The organism is Gilliamella bombicola, from assembly GCF_900094945.1.
Taxonomy (GTDB): Bacteria; Pseudomonadota; Gammaproteobacteria; order Enterobacterales; family Orbaceae; genus Gilliamella; species Gilliamella bombicola.
Window position 1 is genome coordinate 38,436 of sequence record NZ_FMAQ01000013.1, and the last position, 20,948, is coordinate 59,383.

Here is a 20,948-nt window from a genome sequence, read left to right on the forward strand (position 1 = left end):
TTAGCCTTGTCTTGCAAACTCACCTGCTTTTTTCACCAACTCTTCGCTAGGTGTTACGCCCGTATATAACACAAATTGTTCAAGAGCTTGAATCACCGCGACGTCGGCACCTGAAATAATGGTTTTGTTTAGCTTTTGGGCATATTTTATCATTGGTGTTTCAACGGGTAATGCAACCACATCAAACACAATATCGGCATTTTCTATCATGATAGAGGGGAATGCAAGCTCTTCAGATTCAACACCTCCAAGCATACCAATTGGAGTCACATTAATAATCAGTTTGGCTTGTTTTGGCAATATGTCTTGTTCATTTTTGACCCATTTATAACCGTAGCGTTTGGCCAACGCTTCGCCTTTTGCTTGGTTACGCGCTGCAATAATGCCATTTTTAAATCCTGCATCATAAAAAGCACCAATCACCGCATTAGCCATACCGCCGCTGCCTTTTAACACAAATGGTGTAGTATTATCGATTTTATTTTCGGTAATGAGCTTGGCAACCGCAATATAATCGGTGTTATATGCTTTTAAATGATGGTTTGTGTTAACAATCGTATTGACCGATTGAATAGATTTTACCGAGTCATCTAATTCATCAATAAATTCTATGCAAGCTTCTTTATAAGGCATTGAAATGGCGCAACCTCGAATTGCTAAGGCTTTAATGCCATAAATTGCATCTTTTAAATTATTGGTAGTAAAGGCTTTATATAAGTAATTAAGATCGAGTTTTTCATACAAATAATTATGAAAGCGAGTACCGAAATTGCTTGGTCTGGCTGAAAGGGACATGCAAACAGTCGTGTCTTTATTGATAATTCTTGCCATTACAATAAATCCTTGTAATCATAGTTTGGTGATTTTATTTTACCACTTTCTTCATTAATGTGTATGTCTTATGGTTGCAAACAATACTGGTCCTAAAATACAGCAAGAAAAAGCAACAGTGAGTGCAATGATTTATTTATATTGCAACCAAAATCATCACACCTCACGTTACCAGTTATGTAATGAATGCAATGATCTATTGCAATATGCTATGCAACGTTTAACAATGTGTCGTTTTGGTGAAGCCAAAACAACCTGTGAGCGTTGCCCAAAACATTGTTATCGTAAGGATTATAAACAAAAAATAAAACAAGTTATGCGCTATGCCGGCCCAAGGATGATCATCTATCATCCAGTAATGGCTTTTAGGCATCTTTATAAGAATTTGTTGAGTAAATAATAGGCTACTGACTTCAGTGATATTACCCGCTAATTATAAAAAGAGTAACGGGTAATGGATGGAATAGGTTTGATTGTTATCTTAAATTATATCTTTGAGGTGTTAAAATTTCATACTTGCGCTAAGTAGTGCATGGAATTTTGCTGCAGGTATGGTTTCGTAAGCGGTTGTATAGTTTTTATTTAATATATTATTTATATCTAAACCAATCCGGTATTGGCGATTGGTGCCAAATGAAGTGATGGTTGATAAATTTAGGGTTGACCAACCACTATAACGGTAAACCGATGAATCACTGCGGCGAGTTGCTTTTGTTGAAAATCGCATAAATAGATCAGAATCAATATCAAACAAATCTAAATAAGCTGTATGTTTGATACCCGCATTCCCCATAAAACGCGGATTGCCTGAATCATAAGTGGTGTACCGTTCAGTTTTTATCTGACGTCGCAAATAATTGCCTTTAACATAAGGGATAAAAGCTAGATCAAGATATTCTATGCTAAATTCTAAGCCATGAGTGTTGGCTTTGTTAGCATTATTATAATAATTAAAATTAGCTCCTGATGCACCATCACAAATAGCCGAACCATTACAACTCATTTCAGTAATATAATTTTTAGCGGCAGAATAATAAATGGCGCTATCAACTAACCAAGTATTGTTATTGTAGCGCAAGCCTATTTCATAGTTATTTGATTTTTCAGGTTTTAAATTTGAATTACCATAAAGTGTTTGGGTTGATGCCGAGGTAACTGCATAAAGATGTGAAAGTGTTGGGTAAACATAGCCCTGTGCAAACGAGGCTCTTAATTGTGTATTTTCAATGCCAGAATAGGTTAATCCAGACGACACAACAAAATTGTTATCGCGATCTTTCTTTTTTCCATCAATAGTATAAGTTGTAGATGGGCGACCTATAACGGGTATTTTATTTAGGGACGTTGTTCCATTTTTGAGTTTTGATTCAACCCAATATTGACGAGCGCCTATGTTCCAAGATATATCATCAGTTATTGCCCAATCGTTCTGTCCAAATAAAGAAACACTAGTTTGTTGCCATTTATTCGCTAAATATTTATGCTGAGTATAGCTTGCTCTTGGTGATGGCATTTTGGATACCAACGAGTTATGTGAATTTTGATCAACATTATCTTGTTGATATTGTGCTCCGGTAATTAGTTTCATGTTTTTATGTGGTATAAAATCGGATTGAAATGTCATGCCATAAGTTTTTTGTTCATCGTTTGTGGCTGTATTGGTGTTAACTTTGATCATAGGTCTTGGTGACACAACAACATGATTTCTAAATTCACGATTCATTTTTTGTGCATAGGCATCATAATGTAGCTTTTTAAGGACATTACTATCAATATTATAGTCATAAAATAGACCAATTTTTTCACGTTGCAATTTGGGTAATTTGACCCAAAATTCTTTAATTGAAGGAGCGTTACTATCTTTATCAAAATAAGTTTTAGTATCAAGTCTATAATGATCGAGTGCAAGTCCAAATTTATGCTTATCTAAATTAACTCCAAACCATGAACTTAAACTATCATTACCGAAATCAGTATTGTGAAGTTTGCCTTGATAAGCTTTACGATCGTTATTTTGGGCATGAGTGCCACTGATTCGATAATCAAAAATCTGATCCATTGTGCCATTAACCGTGCCCATTTCGGTAAAGCCATTAGTTGATTGGTTATAAACAACTTTAACATCACCATTAAGGAGAGCTCCGTTTTTGCTACCTTTTCGGGTAATAAAATTAACCACACCACCGATGGCTTGTGAACCATAAAGGACAGAATGAGGACCTTTAATGACTTCTATCCGGTCAACTGATTCCATATCAATTAATACACCTGCTCCAGAACCGTGTCCTGAGCGGTGATAGGTCACCTCTTGCCCATCAATTAACATTAAAATGCGCGATGGTGCTTCGCCACGAATCATAATTTGCTTACGACCCGCTAGCGAATTGTCGGTAATTTCAACGCCGGGAATATCGCGTAATACCTCGGCAACAGAATCACCATTTTGCTTTTCAATATCATCACGGTTAATCGCATTAACCGATACAGCGCTGTCCCATATGCTTTTTTCATTACGATCAGCTGTCACGATAATGGTGTCATGAGAAGATGTCCGGTTTTCTTCGGCAAAAGTATCAGCACTAAAACAAAGGGTTAACATTGCAATATATGACGTCGGTTTATAAAGCTTGATTACGTTTAATTTCATTGTTTATCATTTCCTATATCAGTAAAAATTTGATATTTTTAGTAATAATGCAAATGATAACCATTATCATTAACGATGTAAATAAAAAGATACCCATTTATAAATAATGTTAAGTCACTAATAGATATATATAAAAATAAAAATTTGTTATTATTAGAAACAAAATTTAAAATAATCACTTAATCAAAATCTAGGTAATAAGATGTCTATCGCCGTTATTGAAGTCAGTCGTCAATCCGTTATTCATAATGTTGAATATCTAAAAAAAATAGCACCCAATAGTCAGCTAGTTGCGGTTATTAAAGCCAATGCTTATTCCCATGGTATTGAGGAAATTGCGCAGCTATTAGCCGATAAGGTAGATTATTTTGGCGTTTCGCGGCTTGCCGAGGCAATACAATTGCGAAACACAGGTATTAATACGCCTATTGTGGCTTTGGAAGGATTTTTTCCGCATGATGATATGTGGGATTTGATTAATTTTAATGTTCAACCAGCTATTCATAGCAAATGGCAAATCGATGTGCTGCAATCATCACCGCTTGAAAAGCAAATTATTACATGGTTTAAAATCGATACTGGTATGCATAGGTTAGGTTTTTGTCTTGATGAAGCTAAAGAAGAGTTTTATCGTTTAGCTAACTGTTCTGTCGTTTGTAAACCGATTAATATTATGAGTCATTTTAGTTCGGCTGACGATCTCACTTCAAAGCAAACGTTAAAGCAAATTGAATGCTTTGATCAGTTTATTGCTTCAATTGACGATAAATCACTAATAGGTAAATGTTCGATTGCCGCATCGGGTGGCACTTTGGCTTGGCCAATGGCTCAGCGTGATGTTGTGCGTCCAGGCATTGCTTTGTATGGTGTTTCGCCCTTTGATGCACCAATTGCCGATTTAAAACCAGCGATGACATTTAAATCAGAATTAATCGCAGTACGAAAGCACAAACAAGGCGAATCGGTTGGCTATGGTCAGACTTGGTGTTGTGAACAAGATACTCAACTCGGCGTAGTTGCGATGGGCTATGGTGATGGCTATCCACGTAGTATTCCACAAAATACCCCTGTTTTGATTAATGGTCGTAAAGTGCCTATTGTTGGTCGAGTTTCAATGGATATGATTGTGGTTGATTTGGGCATCGACAGCCTTGAAAAACCTGGTGACGAAGTCATATTTTGGGGACCAGATCTCCCCGTTGAAGAAATCGCTAAGCACACCGGTATTAGTGCTTACGAATTAATAACGCGCTTAACTTCACGCGCAAAAATTCATTATATTAGATAAATAAGTTATGATTAAAAAGATATTTTTATACACTCTATTCACCCTGATCTTAATTGCGGGTGGTTCAATTAGCATTGGTTATTATTTTTTACAGCAGTTTTCTACAAAGCAAATGCAAGTCACTGCCGAAAATCAAATGTTTGTTTTGAAAAAAGGCACATCTATGCATCAGTTAGTTGAGCAAGTTAAAGAAAGTAAATTACTCGAAAGCGCATATTTGCTACCTTATTTATGCAAATTAAACCCATCGTTAAGATCCATTAAAGCAGGAACTTATCAATTGCATCCACATATGACAGTCGAAGAATTTTTGCAATTGTTGGTATCAGGCAAAGAGAGCAATTTTTCGATCCAATTTGTTGAAGGTAAACGCGCTAAAGATTGGTTAAATGTTATTCAAACCACCCCGTATATTCAACAAACCCTAGCAGGCAAAACAGAGGACGAAATTGCTAAATTATTAGGCATTGAAGGATCGATTGAAGGCTGGTTATCACCGGATACTTACCAGTATACGGCTGATACATTAGATATTAATATCTTAAAACGTGCGCATATGATCATGAAAAGTAACTTGCAAAAAATCTGGGATAACCGCGATAGCAATCTTCCTTACCAATCACCTTATGAGCTACTTATTATTGCATCGATCATTGAAAAAGAAACCGGCATCAGCTCTGAACGGGCAAATGTGGCTTCGGTATTTGTTAATCGCCTAAAAAGCAAAATGAAGTTACAAACTGACCCAACCATTATTTATGGTTTAGGTGATAACTATAAAGGTACCATTAGGCGGGTTGATTTAACCGATACCCAAAATCCTTATAATACCTATGTCATTGAGGGACTACCGCCAACACCCATTGCAATGCCAAGCCTTGCTTCATTAGAAGCAGCCGCGCACCCAGCTAAAACCAATTATCTGTTTTTTGTTGCGAATGGAACAGGTGGGCATACCTTTTCAACCACTTATAGCAACCATCAGCAAGCGGTTAATGTATATCGACAGTTATCGAATGGTGGAAATTAGATTTAAAAAAATCAATAAAATCAATACGTTTTCTAACCGATTTTTATTCGATTTTTTCGGTTTTAACCATTATTACACACTAATGTACCGTATATTAATGCGGTACATTTTATCTTGTTAATTTATGATAATTCATCAAGCTGTTTAATAAGATTGAGCAGGCGATTAACATCTTGTTCTTGCTCTTTTAACGCTTCTTCAAAATATGGGTGCAAAGCAAATTTTGGCAAGTTTACTTTAGCGTCAATCATGGCTTGTATTCGTGGAATAAAAATCCATTGTAACCATTCGTGTGCTTGCATGGTGTCAAGCGCAAAGGGCTCTTGGCTTAAAAATGCATCAGGTTTTGGTGGTGTGATTTGCCATAAATCGATTTTTTGTAACTCTGCAATAATTTGCTCGATTTGATTGAGTAGCTTTTGTTCTTGTGATTTTTGCGCTAACAAACTTCGATAGTAGTGCCAATCAAAACAGGGACCAGGGTCTGTTTTACGATCTGGGGCAATATCGCTGTGGCCAGCTATGTTTTCGATCCTATAAGTTTGTTGTAATAATAGCGTCACGTTCGCTAATTGCTGATATTGTTGTTCAGTAAAACTGTCGCTATCGCATCCTTCTATTTCAATACCGATTGAAAAATCGTTACAATTCTCTTGCCCTGCAAATACGGATTTCCCTGCATGCCAAGCGCGTTTATCAAATGGCACAAATTGAGTGATTTCGCCATCTCGCCGAATAAACAGATGGCTTGAGACTTCAAGTTGATAAATTGAAGCAAAGTAGGGATGCTTATTAGGATCGAGCTGACCTGTAAATAATTGTTCAACATAAGGCCCCCCATATTGATTGGGCGGTAGGCTGATATTATGGATAACAAGTAATGATATCGGTTTATTGGCTGGTCGTTCATTATAAAAAGGTGAAACGACGTGTTTTATATCTTGTAACCAACCGTTAACAATTTTTAGGGACATATTGACTCCAACTTATCTAATAAACCGATGTATGGATTTGTTTGTTTTGCGATCTGCTTCGCGAAAATTGAGCATACAACGTAATAACAAATTGCGTAATGGATTTTTCTTTCCAAACTTACTACTTCGCTATTATTCCATTTTTTTGTTTTGCTATAAAGGCTCTTCTATTAAATCATTGACTGAAAAATCGAGGTATTTATGTCTAATCAATCGGGATTTACGTTGTTTGAACTTATGATTGCCATTATTGTCATTGCCATCTTAACGGCTATTGGTGTACCTGCATATCAAGGATATGTAAAAAAAGCGGCGTTGACTGATATGCTGCAAACCATGACATCTTATAAAACGGCTGTCGAAATTTGTGCTGTAGAGCAAGGCAGTTTAACCAATTGTAGTAATGGTAATAATGGTGTACCGGCAAGCCGAACGTCTAACTATGTAACTTCAATAACGGTCAATAATGGCGTTATTACCTTGGTTGGAACTAGTGCCTTAGCGGGGTTAACCACCACACTGACACCAACCATTAATGCCACGCATGGTAATTTAGATTGGACTCGCGCTTGCACCACATCGCCAGTCGATGCCAGTTTAACTAGCGCTTGTGAAGAGATCTTTAAATTTTAATGTTCGTATTTGACGATTAATAAATAAGGAAGCGCCTTTATGCAAGAAGAACAACTAATTGAAAGTATCGACAAATTGTTGCTTGAAGCATTAGAAAAGCGCGCTTCGGATATTCATTTTGAGCCTTACCAACATAGCTATCGTATTCGCATGCGCATTGATGGTGTTTTACATGATATGTTATCACCACAGCTTTCATTGGCTAAACAGATAACAGCAAGGCTAAAAATCATGTCTAAGTTAAATATCGCTGAGCATCGATTGCCCCAAGATGGTCAACTTGTGATTGACCGTTACACAATGCGTATAGCCTCTTTACCGGTTATGCATGGTGAAAAGATTGTCTTAAGAGTAATGGATAATCATGAATCTGAATTAACAATCAATGACTTGGGCTTAACTGATGCTGATCTATTAACGTTCAAACAAATTCTAGATTATCCCCAAGGATTGATTTTAGTTACTGGACCAACTGGTAGTGGTAAAACAGTCACATTATATAGTGGATTAAAATGGTTAAATAAAACCGAACGTAATATTTGCAGTGTTGAAGACCCTATTGAAATTCCTCTTGAGGGCATTAACCAAACTGCTATTAATCTTAAAGCTGGGTTAACATTTGCTATGGTCTTACGGGCCTTACTACGGCAAGATCCTGATGTAATGATGATTGGTGAAATTCGCGATCGTGAAACTGCCGAAATTGCTATTCAAGCTGCGCAAACAGGGCATTTAGTTCTCTCAACCTTGCATACTAATTCAAGTGTCGAGGCAATAACCCGCTTAAAACAGATGGGCATTGAAAATTATTTGTTGGCATCAAGTCTACAATTAGTTGTTGCCCAACGGCTAGTTAGGAAACTATGTCCACATTGCAAAGTAGTGGCAAGTGATTTGGTTAGGTTGGGAAATGAACTCGAGCCACATTATTTGGCCACAGGTTGTCCTAATTGTATTGGCGGTTATAAAGGACGAATTGGACTATACGAACTTTTAGTTATCACCCCCAATATTCAACAGCAGATATTAGCGAATCAAACTATTTTTCCTTCAAATATGACTTCGCTAAAAATGGCTGGGCAAATATTAGTTAAACAGGGCATTACAACACTAGCTGAGTTAAATCGCGTATTGGGTGATACGGTATGAATCGGCTCTATTATTGGTATGATATAGATTTTAATCAACACAAAATCATCGCTAAATCACCACAAGCTGTTAAACGTCAGTTATTGTTACAAGGTAAAATCGCTATTAAGATCAAAGCAGGTAATGTTATTACCGCACGCAGTTTTAATCGTGCTGATCTGCTGATCATTACCAAACAATTAGCGACTATGTTAAAGGCGGGGTTATCCATCATTGATACATTACAGTTGCTCGCCCAAGAACAAACCAAACCACACTGGCAATATCTGCTCCTTGATATTCAGCAACAAGTAGCTAAAGGCGAATTTTTATCGCAAGTATTACAGCAACATCACGAGGTGTTTTCTGCACTGTATTGCGAAATTATTGCAACCGGTGAACTCACAGGGCAGCTTGATGAAAGCTTTGAGCAGTTGGCGTTATTACTTGAAAAATCAATAAAATTACAAAAAAAACTCAAAAAGGCAATGCGTTACCCACTATTTTTATTATTAGTTGCGGTAATTGTAAGTTTAGTAATGTTATTATTTGTTTTACCAAAATTTTCGGATATTTATCAAGATTTCGATGCCGAGTTGCCCGCTTTTACACAAGCGATTATCGATTTTTCCACCTATTTACAACAAAGTTGGTTAATTTGGTGCGTAGTCTTTTTTATCAGTTATTTATGTTATCAACGCTATTTAAAAGTGCGTTATCGCCATAAAATAGAGACGATGGTAATTAAATTTCCCTTTATCGGTCAGGTGATTAAAACCAGTTGCTTAGCCCAAATTTTCCAAACCATTGCTATCACCCAAAAAGCAGGCATACCATTATTAGCCGGTTTAGCTGCAGCGGCTAATACCACTTATTATGGTCTTTATCGTGATAGTCTTTCACAAGTCATTACAGGCATTGAACAAGGGTATTCATTTAGCCATGTATTGCATCGGCAAGTACACTTTCCCCACTTATGCGTTCAACTCATTTTTGTGGGAGAAGAGTCAGGTACGTTAGATTTAATGCTTGATAAGCTAGCGTTCTATTATCAAGAACAAAATCAGACTTTAACTGATAATCTATCACAAGCGTTTGAGCCATTATTAATGCTTGTATTAGCCTTGATTATTGGTAGTTTAATTGTGGCGATGTATTTACCTATTTTTCAAATGGGCGAGGTGATTCACTAATGCTAATGTTTATGATCATCTGTTTGGGGCTTTGCATGGGTAGCTTTGTGCATGTCGCTTATTGTCGCTATTTGCCAACACTGACGACTTGCCAATATTTATACCGCATTAGTGTGTACCGATCTGCTTGCCCACATTGTCATCATCGACTTAATGCTTGGCAATTGGTGCCAGTTGTTGCTTGGCTAATACTAAAAGGGCGCTGTCATTATTGCAAAGCCAAGATTTCATGTCGTTATCTTATTGTTGAATTATTTGTCGCAGCATTATTTGCGATTATTGATTTTGATAAAGGTATTAATTTTCAAAGTTGTATTTTAATGCTTCTTGGCTGCTATTTTTTACTGTTGGCGTTCATTGATTTTAAATACTATTTATTACCTGATCTGTTTACGCAACCGTTGATGTGGTTTGGTTTAATACTTGCTTATTTTAACATGACTAACATCACCTTAACCGATGCGCTATTAGGTATCTTTTGGGGATATCTATTATTAAAATTTCCAGCCACTTTCTTTTATTTAGTATCTAAAAAACAGGGCTTAGGTGGGGGGGACATTAAATTACTAGCGGCATTAGGCTGTTGGGTGCCTTATACTAAGCTACCTATGTTATTATTTTTTTCCTCATTACTGGGGATAGTGTATTATCTTTTTTTGCGCTATATCCTTAATAAAAACACCTTAAAAGGTATTGCATTTGGGCCTTTTTTATTAATTTCTGGTTATGTGCTTTACTATTATTGTTAAAAATTTTTAGGAACCATTTAATTTTAATAAATTATTTAATCAATAATGTGTTAAAAGTGCATAAAGTAATTATTCTGTTTAATATATTCAACATATAACCAAAATTGCTATCCATAGTAAAAATAGTTATTTTTATAAAAGTGAAAATCGCGTTATAGTGCTAGCTAAATCGGCGTGTTATGCTGTAAGTTAGTCACTAATTAAGGAATCATTCATGATATCAAATACTATTAACCAACTGAAAAGCGAAATGATCGCATGGCGCCATCATATTCATGCTCATCCTGAAACTGCTTTCGAAGAAGTCAACACCACCAAATTTATCATCGAAAAACTGCAATCATTTGGCATTACCGAGTTATATACTGATTTTGCACCAACGGGCGTTGTTGGCATTATTAAAGGTAATCAAGAAGGGCGATGGATTGCGCTTAGGGCTGATATTGATGCATTAGATATTATTGAAGAAAATACTATCGATTATTGCTCAACCACGCATGGCAAAATGCATGCATGTGGTCATGACGGGCATACTGCTATGTTGCTCGGCACGGCTAAGTATTTGAGTGAACACCGTGATTTTGCTGGTACCGTTGTAGTTATTTTTCAACCTGCCGAAGAAAACGAGGGCGGGGCACGCGTTATGGTTGAAAACGGTTTATTTGAACAATTCCCGATTGAAGCGGTGTATGGCATTCATAATCAACCTAATATGGAGTTAAATCACTTTTATATCAATCATGGTCCCATGATGGCATCGTATGATGTATTTGAAATCAAAATAACAGGTGTGGGTGCGCATGCTGCTGCTCCTCATCTTGGCAAAGATACCATCGTAACGGCTACACAAATCGTCAATGGTTTACAAAGTATTGTGAGTCGTAATGCTGATCCTTTAAGTTCGTTGGTTGTTAGCGTAACGCAAATCCATAGTGGTGATACCTGGAATGTGTTACCACAAGAAGCAGTGATTCGTGGCACGGTTCGGACATTTAGTGCCCAAGTGCAAGATATGGCTGAAAGTCGCATTAAGCAAATAGCAACAGGTATTGCAACAACTTTTGAAGCTAAGGCTGAAGTGGATTATCAACGCCGTTACCCAGCGACAATTAATTACGCCAAACAAGCCGATATTGCTATCACTGCGGCTAAAAAAATCGTTGGGAAAGATAACGTAATTATTGATCCTCTTCCTTCAATGGGCTCAGAAGATTTTGCTTTTATGTTGCAAAAAATACCAGGAGTATATGTTTGGCTAGGTGCTGGTAAAGGTGCTAACTTACATAACCCAGCCTTTAATTTCAATGATGAAGTGTTAACAACTGGTGTAAGCTATTTTATTGAAATTGTTAACCAAGAACTTGCGAACTAAGATAAAACGATAGGCACAAAGACAGCTGGAATAAACGTGATGTTATTCCAGCTTATTGATCAAAAAGAATTAAAACGTCATTCGGCTGTTATCATTTCCAAAAACTCTAAATGGTGTATTTAAATCAATACCATTATTAAGAACGACTTGAACACAAATGCCGTCTTTGTCATCAAGTTTGGCTACGGCTAATACCAGTCCACCTTCTCGCCAACCACCAGCAAGTTTATATTCAAGCGTATTGCCAATTTTAGGAAGAATATCACTGGTGCCTTTTATTACATACATTCCACGAGTGTTAGCACCACGAAACTGCGCTCTAGCGACCATTTCTTGACCACAATAGCAGCCTTTGTCAAAGCTAATTGCATCATAAGATTGTAAGTTACAGGCTTGCGGTAATAAAATTGCCATATTGCTATCATCAATAATAGGATAACCCGCTTGCAAATCAAGTTTTAACCAGTCACTACATGGATTTAAATCATCCGGAATTGGTTCTGGCGTGATCATAATAACGCGCATTTCCGGTAAAGGTACTTTGATATAGGTGATATTATTTTCAGTTAAACAGCTTATATCACTTAATTTTGTAGCGATTGCTGTGGGAATCGAATCACCGACCAAACCGATCATATTTAAATCTTGGACTGGTTCGATAGTCACTTTAGAAAAAACAGCGTATTTTGCCAGTTCAGCAATTTGCTTTTTAACAACGCTTTTACGCTCAATATAGTAAATATCGTTACCGCGTTGAAATAATAATAAAGTACTCCACATTCTGCCTTTATTGTCGCAATGAGCGGCATAGAGTGTTGATTGTTCCGAAAGTCTGTTAATGTCGTTGGTTATTTGTCCTTGCAGAAAAACACGGCTATCGTCGCCAGTAACTTTAACCAATTGCCAGTCAGCAAGTGAGATTGGTTTAGATGAAATATTGCTCATATTTATACCTTTGAATAATGAAGAATTCTAGTACTGCTATGACTAGAAATACTTAGATTCTGAGTGTATATAAAAAACAATAAAATAACAATAAAATCAATCAGCAATATTTAAATAAAATTGATAGATTATGGATATTATTCACAATATTTTAAAAATTAATATTGTGAGTGCTCAATTTTACTTGTAATAAACTTAGCTAATTGACTTTATTGATTTTACTTACAAGTTGATGCAAAATGATTCTAAAAATGACAAATCAGTTACATTGGAGGCAACAACCATGGCAAAACTGTCAGGCGCAGAGATGGTTATTCAATCTTTGATTGACCAAGGAGTAAAACAGATATTTGGTTATCCCGGTGGTAGTGTTCTTGATATATATGATGCCATTCACACATTAGGTGGCATTGAACATATTTTAGTTCGTCATGAACAAGCTGCGGTACATATGGCTGATGGTTATGCAAGAGCAACGGGTGATGTTGGTGTCGTCTTAGTTACATCGGGTCCTGGAGCTACAAATACCATTACTGGCATTGCAACGGCATACATGGACTCTGTACCACTAGTAATATTATCCGGGCAGGTTGCGAGTAATTTAATTGGTAACGATGCATTCCAAGAATGTGACATGGTTGGAATTTCACGCCCCATTGTGAAACACAGCTTTTTAATTAAAGATAGTAAAGACATCCCTGAAACGATTAAGAAAGCGTTTTATATCGCATCGACAGGTAGACCGGGGCCAGTGGTGATTGATTTGCCAAAAGATATGGTTAATCCTGCCAATAAGTATAACTATCATTATCCAAAATCTGTCACCATGCGCTCTTACAACCCAACGATACAAGGTCACAAAGGGCAAATTAAAAAAGCGTTAACGACTTTTTTAGCAGCTAAAAAACCCGTTTTATTTATTGGTGGTGGTGTGATTGCCGCCAATGCAAGTGATGCAATCAAAACGTTTGCTAAAAAACTAAATTTACCAGTTGCTTCAACATTAATGGGTATTAGCGCCTTTCCTGGTACAGACAAACATAACCTTGGCATGATTGGTATGCACGGTGTTTATGAAGCGAATATGGCTATGCATAATGCCGATGTCATTTTGGCTATAGGTGCACGGTTTGATGATAGAACAACAAATAATGTTGAAAAATATTGCCCAAAAGCAAAAATTATTCATGTTGATATTGACCCAACTTCAATATCAAAAACCATTATGGCAAGTATACCGGTTGTGGGCGATGCAAAAATGGTGGTTGAAACAATGTTATCTCAAATCGATGAGCTAAATGTAGATCGTGATTTGGATGCATTAGTTGATTGGTGGAAGCAGATCGAACATTGGCGAGCTCGTCACTGTTTGGCTTATCGTCATGATGGAGAAAGCATTAAACCACAAGAAGCAATTGAAGTATTATACAAATTGACCAAAGGTGATGCCTTTGTGGCAACCGATGTTGGACAGCATCAAATGTTTGCGGCACTTTATTACCCATTTGACAAACCGCGTCACTTTATTACATCGGGTGGACTTGGCACCATGGGATTTGGCTTACCAGCAGCTTTAGGGGTTAAATTGGCATTCCCTAAAAAAACCGTTGTTTGCGTAACTGGTGATGGCAGTATTCAAATGAATATTCAAGAGCTATCAACCGCATTACAGTATGGCCTACCTGTACTGGTTTTAAATTTAAATAATCGTTTTTTAGGCATGGTTAAGCAGTGGCAAGATATGATTTATGCTGGACGGCATTCCAGTTCTTATATGGAATCTTTACCTGATTTTGCCAAAATTGCAGAAGCCTATGGCCACGTTGGAATGGTCATAACCAAGCGTGAAGAACTTGAACCAAAATTAAAACAAGCGTTAGCAATTAAAAACCGGTTGGTTTTTGTTGATGTCATGACCGATGCCACTGAACATGTGTATCCAATGCAAGTGCGAGGTGGGGCAATGAACGAAATGTGGCTTAGTAAAACGGAGAGAACCTAATGCGTTATATCTTATCAATTTTAACCGAAAACGAACCCGGCGCATTATCAAGAATAATTGGCTTATTTTCACAACGTGGTTTTAATATTGAAACAATTACTACCGCGCAAACTGAAGACCCAACTATGCATCGTATGACGATTCAAACAACGGGTGATGAGCATGTTCTTGAACAGATCCAAAAACAGTTGCATAAATTAGTTAATGTTTATCGCGTGCATGATTTAACCGAAGGACCACATGTAGAGCGTGAAATTATGCTAGTCAAAGTTGCCGCAAAAGGTTCTGATGCGCGTGACGAAGTAAAACGTTGTGCCGATATTTTTAGAGGATCGATTGTCGATGTGACTGCAACTCATTACATCGTACAATTATCGGGCACGAGTGAAAAGCTAGACTCATTCTTAGCTTCAATTCGCGAAACTTGTAATATTGTCGAAACTGTACGCTCTGGGATTATTGGTTTATCACGTAGTGAAAAAACAGTTAAATAGTGATATTCATTGTTAGCATCTTTAGTTAAGGCGCATTGTGCGCCTTAATGTTATTAAAAATATTAGAATAAAAAAATAATATAAGGAAAATAGTGAAATGGAGTTTTATTTGTTAATTAAGATTTTTTTAATAGGACTTGCTATATTTTCTTGGATTAACTATAGCTCAAAAAGACATACAAATAATCGAAATTTAAAGGATGTCATTAAAGATCGCATATCAATAAGAAAATTAACAGAAAACGAATTTGAACTTTTAGAACCTTATCTGAATAATAAATGGTTAGTGTTTCCGTATAAATATCAATCATCATTAATTGATTTAGAAGTATCAAAGATAGAAGGAAATTGTGTCCGTTATAGTTTATATACGAATACTGAAGAAACATCTTTTTATTATGAGATTGATGGGATTGAACTCTTTTTCCCTTATAACATGTACCTCCATATTTCAGATTTTAACGTTGCAGAAGTCGTTTTTACCGAAAAATATGCATTTGTAGTTAAAATCAATGATTATGATCTAAAAACTGCCGCAGAATCTCAAGGCGGAATCATATGCTCAGAATTAGATGAACCTTGGATGTATGAGCAATCTTTTGATTCTAAAATGCCAGAAGATGAACAAACAAGTAATGATACTGTAGTGAGCGTAAAACCGAACCCTGACAAAAAAATAGATTTTGTAAAATTGTTGGAACGTGAAGAAACTCCATTAGAATCAAGAAATAGAAATAAAAAAGGTAACGGTCTATTATCAGCTATTTTTTTAACTTTGATGACTGTGTTTTTCCTTATCTATTGGTATTCCAATAATTCTACCATTCTTATTTTAGTTATTTTTAGTGCGATACTTTCCATTGTCTTTTATTGGTATCAGCCTAGATCTAAATACGATTTAAACAACGTAATTTGCGTTAAGGGCTTAATTAAAAATAAAAACGTTTCTAAAAAAGAAGTTATCATTGGTGAAGATTATATTTTAAACATTCCCCACCATTGGCTGCCTTTTCTTCCTGACAAGTCGTCTTTGCCTGCAAACATGGACATATCAGTGAGTGATAGAAAGCTAATTCGTTATGAAAATACACTTTCCATTAACCAAGAGATCGAACAATTTGGAGCACCAAAATTTGCTAAGCATAATTTAATACTCTTAATTACTGGAACTATTTTATCTGCTGTTGTCTATTTTCAAACAAGTTTAGTTGATAATGCAATGTTAGCTTATCAATTTTTCAACGACAATATAACCGCTAGAAATTTACAGGATGAATCAACCTTAAAAAATAGTCCAATTCAAAAAGGTGATTTAGTCAATATAAAAATAAGTGGTGCATCATGCGATGTAAATGAAAAGAAAAATGAAAATAGGTGTCATACATTATTCATCAATAATCAACCTATTGATATCGAAACTAATTACATAGTATCAATAGCTGAACCAATAAAAAATTTATTTAAAGATAATTTTATAAATACTCGTGTTGATCAAGATGTTATTGCAGCGCAGCAATATCAAGACCGATTGATTGAATTGTATAAATCCTTTGATAGGATAACATCTCAATATCAACGATATATCAAAGAATCATTTACAAAACTAATAGATATTGGAAAAATCGTAATTACTGTGGATAAAGTATGCAAAGTTTCTGAAATCGATTGTCTAAGCGTCAAGAAAGAGTTGACTGCTTTGTTTGATATACAGGTTTCAGATGATTTATCTGATTGGGAAAAATTTGTTAATGAATCTGAAATTAATCCAAATCATGATGAGATTGTTTCCGTCAGAAATGTTTCTAAGCTTGATAATTCAATCTCAAGATTGAAGGCAGATGTAATCACAAGATTAAAGAGTGTTGTTTCAGATTATCAGCATAATAAATCAAGTTTTAGGATTGATTTATCCGAAAATAGTTACTTAGAAATGGGCAAACTAGAACATATAAATAATGACAAATCAGGGCCTGTTTCATTATTAAATGTAGAATACTATTATGATGTGCTATTTGCAAAAGCGGGGAACATTGACATTGTTGGACGAGTTAGCGATATTTATTATCGAGATGATAATTCAATATCGGGTTTGAAGATTAAGGCAAACTCTCATTACAGTACGAATTTAGATGAACTATTTTCATTCGTATCCCCAATTTTTGTTAGTCTTGCTGTTTTTATGATTACGGCTTTAGTCTCGATTTTAAATAGCGTTGTAATTTGTTACAAATTGTTGGCTAATCATCGACGTAAGAATAAAATTTTAGCTATATATAAAAATCGAATAATATAATTATTATATAACATATTGTTATATAGAAAATTAAATGTAATCGCATTGGTTTTCTACATTGTTAAACATAAAGAAAATAGAAATACACTGAAATAAAAAGGAAAACGCCAAACAATGGATACTATTTTTACTTTAAAAATCATTTTACTCCTAATCATGTTATTTAGTGCCTTAATCGGATTTGCGAAGTGGAGTGATTTTAAATATGAACGTCGACAAAACAGAAGAAACCTAGAAGAGCGTATAAATAATCTCCAAACAACAAGAAGATTAACATCAGAAGAACTTGAGCTGATAACCCCTTATCTCACCAATAAAAAATTGGTTAAGCCTTATAAATTGCAATCTTCATTAGTGAATTCTGAAGTATCTATTATTGAGGGAGACTGCGTTCGCCATAGTCTTTATACCGATTCAAAAGAAACCGAATTTTATTACAAAATTGATGGTATCGAAGTCCTATTTCCTTATCATTTACAACTATTTGCTTTAGATTATAATGTTGTGGAAGTCGTTTTCACATCACGCTATGCGATTGCCGTTAGTTTTAACGGCTATGGTTTAGACACGTTAGCTGATTTTAGTGATAATTCCAATGATGAAAATAACAAATATGGTTTATCATTTTTCTCTAACTTAAGTCGAACAATAAGAGAAGAAGAATACCAACTACTTGAACCTTATCTTAACGACCCGTCTATGGTAGGGCCTTATGAACATGGACCTTCACTAGTTAGTCCAACAGTTTCAGTTATTGTTGGTTCTTGTATTGCTATTAACCAATCTAATAAGCGTAATGATCCTATCTACACTTATCGAATTGGTGATACCGTTGTCTTTTTTCCTTATGACATGGAACAATACGTTGAAGACATCAACATCGTACAAGTCGTATTTACCGAACACTATGCAATAGTGATCAAACTCAATCAATATGACCTAAAAACAGCACAACAAAATCAAAAGCAACCAAACCTAAAACCACATTTTGCGAAGCCTTGGGAAAGTCAAAAAGCAGAAGTCGAACTTGAACTTGAACAAAACCTAACTGATGCAAATGACAGCATAATTAAAATTGATAAAGATACTGAATTAAAAAGCAAGTTTACTTGTGAAATAGTCGAACAGCGTGAAGAAACACCTCTAGAATCGGCGAATCGAAGTAAAAAAAACAATGGCATATTTGCCGCCGTTTTTTTAGTGGTAGCAGCGATGTTATTTGCTAAGTACTGGTACTCTTTTGATAGTTTTTTACCTGTATTTATCGCGCTTAGTTTATCTGCTACTGCTTTCTTTTACTTTCGTAAAGCTGAATCTTATACATTAGATGTTAACCACATAAAAACGAAAATTCGACACAAAAATGAAATAAAAAACCAAATGATAGTTGGTGATGATCTAACTTTAAAATACCCCGCTTATTGGGCTCCATTTCTGCCTGATAAAACGAATGAAAATATCGACATGGATATCGTTGCAAATAGCAAAAAACTGCTTCGTTATGGCAATTCATTATCCATCAGTCGTGAAATAGAAGAATTTGGACCGCCAAAATTTATAATGCGCAATCTAATACTATTTGTTACAGCGCTTATTTTATCTATTAGCATCTTTAAATTAGTTAATATCACCGATAATTTGACACTGGCTAGTTATCCTTTTAATGACCATGTCAGTATTTGGAATATTAAAGATGCCGAATCTTTAAAAAACAGCCCAATCAAAAAGGGCGACTTGGTTAATATAAAACTCAATGGCGCATCATGTAATGCGCAAAGCAACATGTATTTAGAACATTGCGATAAAGTGTTTATTAACGAGCAAACCGCAAACAATGCCGAAGATGCCTCATTTGAGAACGATTTGTTATACGCGTTTTTTGGCGATAAATTAATTGAAACAGCACGAGATAATGACGTAACAGAGCTTGAAAAACAGCTAAACAACAGAAAAAACACAGACTACAACGAGGATTACCAATTTGGCGTAATATTAACCAAACTATTACATATTGATCGCATAATTCTAACCGTTGACGAAAGCTGCCAATTGTTAGATGAGGACAAATGTAGACGAGCCAAGCAGATTTTACTCCAAACCATTAAACCAACCGCCAGCACACTCGATCAATGGCCTCAACTTGTTGAATATAGCAAACAGCACCCAAACTACGAAAAGATTATCGTTGCCGGCATGCTTGAACACCTAGAACCACAAATCAATAACTTAAAAAGAAGTGTGTTATCTTACTACCTAGAAAAAGCAAACACAGCTCTAACTGATTATCAACACTCAGCACAAAGTGTCGGCTTAGCATTAGCAAATACACAAGAGATAAAAATCAGCTATCCCGATGACGAAGATATAAGCCTGACAGAAACATACTATAATGCGTTACTAGGAAAGGGCGGAAAAGTGAAGGTTTCAGGACTAGTGACGGGGGTTAATTATCAAAGTGATAACACAATTTTAGATCTAACTATTAATGATGATTTTTTATATAGATTCCATCAAGAACAGTTATTGTCATTTACCTCGCCTATATTTATCGGAATCTCTATTTTTATTATCACTGCTTTAATAGCGTTGCTTCATGGCATAACCATTTGCTATAAATTAATTGCGAATCGGCAGCGAAAAAATAAAATAATTAAATCATATGAAAATAAAATAACATAATGACTATTTATAACTGATTTATAGCAAAAATGTAGGCTTTATCGAAGAACGATAACTAAACCATTTGTATAGGAATGATTTAAGCAATGTTATTTGGTAAAGCCGTAAAACTTTGGGCTTTTATATTCTATTTATTGTTTTTAGTGCATAAGTAATTGGATTATAGAAAAAATTTACCTTTAAAAAGTGGTTAGGAAAGGTATTGATTTTATTGAAGTTTTTTGTGTTTTTTTATTCAAAAAAACACGACCCAAACTATTCCTCCCAAAAATAGGCCAACAAAAGCTTAATCTTATACACTTAACAAAACCTTAAAATTTTTAACAAAAACTAGCACATTCCTAATTAACCGGTTATAATTCAATCGCTTTCAAAACAAGAGAGAGCTCATCAGTTAAGCAGTCAGTTGTAAAAAATTCAAATAAAACAAAAAATTACTTGACAGGATAATCGAAATGCGCTACCATGCATGGCATCTGGCATCTGGCATCTGGCCTGCCAAACCTACGCCCTAAATCTTTTTCATTTTCGCTGTAGTCTAAATCAGACTCAGTTCTTATTTGTATCACCTAAATTATCAAAATCATTGCATTTAACGAAGTCGCGATGTTTATCAGCAGTGTTATCACCAAGGCCGAGACACTTATCTTTTCTATCTAAATTATCAGACTTACTTAAATTATTTAGATT

General features: G+C 35.5%; 17 protein-coding genes and 1 pseudogene. 13 read left to right on the plus strand and 5 right to left on the minus strand.

What is annotated here, in order from left to right; genetic code table 11:
• Positions 1 to 831: a shikimate 5-dehydrogenase gene (locus tag GA0061081_RS09300; RefSeq protein WP_167349344.1), complete on the minus strand. Its 831-nt coding sequence runs from the start codon at positions 829 to 831 to the stop codon at positions 1 to 3.
• 70 nt (positions 832 to 901) lie between these two features.
• Between GA0061081_RS09300 and GA0061081_RS09305 the strand changes: the two genes are divergently transcribed.
• Positions 902 to 1,231: a nitrous oxide-stimulated promoter family protein gene (locus tag GA0061081_RS09305; protein WP_091350233.1), complete on the plus strand. Its 330-nt coding sequence runs from the start codon at positions 902 to 904 to the stop codon at positions 1,229 to 1,231.
• Between the two features lie 102 nt (positions 1,232 to 1,333).
• On the opposite strand, the gene GA0061081_RS09310 is transcribed toward GA0061081_RS09305, so the two are convergent.
• Entirely contained in the window at positions 1,334 to 3,478 is a 2,145-nt protein-coding gene (locus GA0061081_RS09310; RefSeq protein ID WP_091350237.1) for a TonB-dependent receptor, read from the minus strand.
• A gap of 202 nt (positions 3,479 to 3,680) precedes the next feature.
• On the opposite strand from GA0061081_RS09310, the gene alr reads away from it, so the two are divergent.
• On the plus strand, positions 3,681 to 4,766 hold the full coding sequence (gene alr / locus GA0061081_RS09315; RefSeq protein ID WP_091350241.1) for an alanine racemase: 1,086 nt from the start codon (positions 3,681 to 3,683) through the stop codon (positions 4,764 to 4,766).
• 7 nt (positions 4,767 to 4,773) lie between these two features.
• Positions 4,774 to 5,796: an endolytic transglycosylase MltG gene (mltG, locus tag GA0061081_RS09320; protein WP_091350244.1), complete on the plus strand. Its 1,023-nt coding sequence runs from the start codon at positions 4,774 to 4,776 to the stop codon at positions 5,794 to 5,796.
• A 122-nt stretch (positions 5,797 to 5,918) separates the two neighbouring features.
• Here mltG and GA0061081_RS11370 read toward each other — a convergent pair whose 3' ends face one another.
• Together GA0061081_RS11370 and ampD are read right to left on the minus strand one after the other, a co-directional pair.
• The gene (locus GA0061081_RS11370) at positions 5,919 to 6,242 is read right to left on the minus strand and encodes a YqcC family protein (protein ID WP_370737817.1); all 324 of its coding nucleotides are present in this window, start codon (positions 6,240 to 6,242) and stop codon (positions 5,919 to 5,921) included.
• A pseudogene (gene ampD / locus GA0061081_RS11375) lies at positions 6,222 to 6,770 on the minus strand (1,6-anhydro-N-acetylmuramyl-L-alanine amidase AmpD); the annotation flags it as partial. The gene GA0061081_RS11370 and the pseudogene ampD, both read right to left, overlap by 21 nt.
• 201 nt (positions 6,771 to 6,971) lie before the next feature.
• Between ampD and ppdD the strand changes: the two are divergent.
• The 5 genes from ppdD to GA0061081_RS09350 all read left to right on the plus strand — a co-directional run bounded on the left by ppdD (position 6,972) and on the right by GA0061081_RS09350 (position 11,845).
• Positions 6,972 to 7,403 (plus strand): prepilin peptidase-dependent pilin, encoded by a 432-nt coding sequence (gene ppdD, locus GA0061081_RS09330; protein ID WP_091350251.1) that lies wholly within the window; start codon positions 6,972 to 6,974, stop codon positions 7,401 to 7,403.
• Between the two features lie 39 nt (positions 7,404 to 7,442).
• On the plus strand, positions 7,443 to 8,552 hold the full coding sequence (locus GA0061081_RS09335) for an ATPase, T2SS/T4P/T4SS family (protein ID WP_091350254.1): 1,110 nt from the start codon (positions 7,443 to 7,445) through the stop codon (positions 8,550 to 8,552).
• On the plus strand, positions 8,549 to 9,724 hold the full coding sequence (hofC, locus tag GA0061081_RS09340; protein ID WP_091350256.1) for a protein transport protein HofC: 1,176 nt from the start codon (positions 8,549 to 8,551) through the stop codon (positions 9,722 to 9,724). Before GA0061081_RS09335 ends, hofC begins: the two co-directional genes overlap by 4 nt.
• Positions 9,724 to 10,473 (plus strand): prepilin peptidase, encoded by a 750-nt coding sequence (locus GA0061081_RS09345; RefSeq protein WP_091350259.1) that lies wholly within the window; start codon positions 9,724 to 9,726, stop codon positions 10,471 to 10,473. Before hofC ends, GA0061081_RS09345 begins: the two co-directional genes overlap by 1 nt.
• A 214-nt stretch (positions 10,474 to 10,687) precedes the next feature.
• Positions 10,688 to 11,845 (plus strand): M20 aminoacylase family protein, encoded by a 1,158-nt coding sequence (locus GA0061081_RS09350; protein ID WP_091350262.1) that lies wholly within the window; start codon positions 10,688 to 10,690, stop codon positions 11,843 to 11,845.
• Positions 11,846 to 11,914: 69 nt separating this feature from the next.
• On the opposite strand, the gene ygfZ is transcribed toward GA0061081_RS09350, so the two are convergent.
• On the minus strand, positions 11,915 to 12,790 hold the full coding sequence (ygfZ, locus tag GA0061081_RS09355; RefSeq protein WP_091350264.1) for a tRNA-modifying protein YgfZ: 876 nt from the start codon (positions 12,788 to 12,790) through the stop codon (positions 11,915 to 11,917).
• 283 nt (positions 12,791 to 13,073) lie between these two features.
• Here ygfZ and ilvI point away from each other — a divergent pair, with 283 nt between their 5' ends.
• From ilvI to GA0061081_RS11015, 5 genes are all read left to right on the plus strand, one after another.
• Positions 13,074 to 14,792, plus strand: a complete 1,719-nt coding sequence (gene ilvI / locus GA0061081_RS09360; RefSeq protein WP_091350268.1) for an acetolactate synthase 3 large subunit — start codon at positions 13,074 to 13,076, stop codon at positions 14,790 to 14,792.
• On the plus strand, positions 14,792 to 15,286 hold the full coding sequence (gene ilvN / locus GA0061081_RS09365) for an acetolactate synthase small subunit (protein ID WP_065586122.1): 495 nt from the start codon (positions 14,792 to 14,794) through the stop codon (positions 15,284 to 15,286). Before ilvI ends, ilvN begins: the two co-directional genes overlap by 1 nt.
• A gap of 109 nt (positions 15,287 to 15,395) precedes the next feature.
• Complete coding sequence (locus GA0061081_RS09370) at positions 15,396 to 17,579, plus strand: IgaA/UmoB family intracellular growth attenuator (protein ID WP_209435400.1); 2,184 nt, start codon at positions 15,396 to 15,398, stop codon at positions 17,577 to 17,579.
• Between the two features lie 114 nt (positions 17,580 to 17,693).
• A complete protein-coding gene (locus GA0061081_RS09375; RefSeq protein ID WP_091350275.1) occupies positions 17,694 to 20,258 on the plus strand; it encodes an IgaA/UmoB family intracellular growth attenuator in 2,565 nt (854 codons plus the stop codon).
• Between the two features lie 469 nt (positions 20,259 to 20,727).
• A partial coding sequence (locus tag GA0061081_RS11015) for a hypothetical protein (protein ID WP_141683364.1) occupies positions 20,728 to 20,948 on the plus strand: 221 nt, incomplete at its 3' end.